2 protein-coding genes are annotated in these 975 nt (G+C 61.5%); one reads left to right on the top strand and one right to left on the bottom strand.

Annotated features, from left to right (window positions below; all coding sequences use genetic code 11):
- Positions 1 to 390, bottom strand: a 390-nt coding sequence (locus RH857_RS13560; RefSeq protein ID WP_310538504.1) for a hypothetical protein, incomplete at its 3' end; no start/stop codon positions are given.
- A gap of 196 nt (positions 391 to 586) precedes the next feature.
- On the opposite strand from RH857_RS13560, the gene RH857_RS13555 reads away from it, so the two are divergent.
- Complete coding sequence (locus tag RH857_RS13555) at positions 587 to 892, top strand: hypothetical protein (RefSeq protein ID WP_310538503.1); 306 nt, start codon at positions 587 to 589, stop codon at positions 890 to 892.
- Positions 893 to 975: the final 83 nt, after the last annotated feature.

Genomic DNA, 975 nt, shown 5'->3' with positions numbered 1-975 from the left:
ATGCCGTCGCCCTGGCGGCATAAGCCCGACGGTCAACCGAACCTTCAGCAGACCCTTGTGCTCTTCTGGGACTTCGAGGCCGCCGATGTAGCGGGCTCGGCGGGCCATGATCTTCAGCACCGCGTCGACTGCTTTGGTATCGCCCTTCAGGGCCTTTGGGAAGACACCTTTGGTGAGCTGGTCGAGGCGTTCCAGTTCGATGACGCGCAGGTGCTCGACGGCTTCATTGTGCTCAGCCTGCAGGTGAGGGACGACGTCCTTCCAGGCTGCTGACTTGTTGGCGTAGTCGAGCTTGTTGGCGACTTGCTCCCAGGTCATGCCGGCGGCCCGGTACTGGGTGGCTTTGGTGCGGCGCTCGATTAGCTCCTCTTTGGTGCGGCGGCGTGCCATGATTGCTCCTTCAGTTCCCAGGGGTGCGTGTCCTGTGGACCTTCACTGTGAACTCAGGAGGGGCAGGGATGTGGGACGCCTACGACCCGAGCACCGCGACACGTCACCTGTAACACGAATAATTGGCACCGAAGCGTACGGTTACGCGCCACAGGGCTGGCACCGGACGGCCTACCAGGGTTATCGTGTTATGGATATGGGAACACAGGTTTGGTACATCGAGGACGTCGCCGAATACACAGGTCTGGCGCGCAGCAGCGTCCAGTCCATGAACGGGCGATCCCAGATGCACCGCAAGAAAGCCGCGGAGACCGGGGACCAGAAGCACATCAAACGCGGCGACATGCCTCCCCCAGACGGCCGCGAAGGCCGCTGGCCCTACTCCCCCTGGTGGCACCAAGACACCATCAAGAACTGGTGGGCCAACCGTCCCGGCGCCTACAACCAGGCATGGATCGAGCAGAACCGCGACAAGATCGGCAAACGCAAACAGGACCGCTGACCATCAGCGGTACCCTTCAGGGTCGGTAGCGTTGATGCTCCTATAGTTGTCAATTTGGGATTTCGCCGGTGTGGGGGTCTGTC

This window comes from Nesterenkonia flava, from assembly GCF_031432335.1.
In the GTDB taxonomy this organism is placed as follows: domain Bacteria; phylum Actinomycetota; class Actinomycetes; order Actinomycetales; family Micrococcaceae; genus Nesterenkonia; species Nesterenkonia flava.
This window is presented reverse-complemented; position numbering and strand designations above follow the sequence as displayed.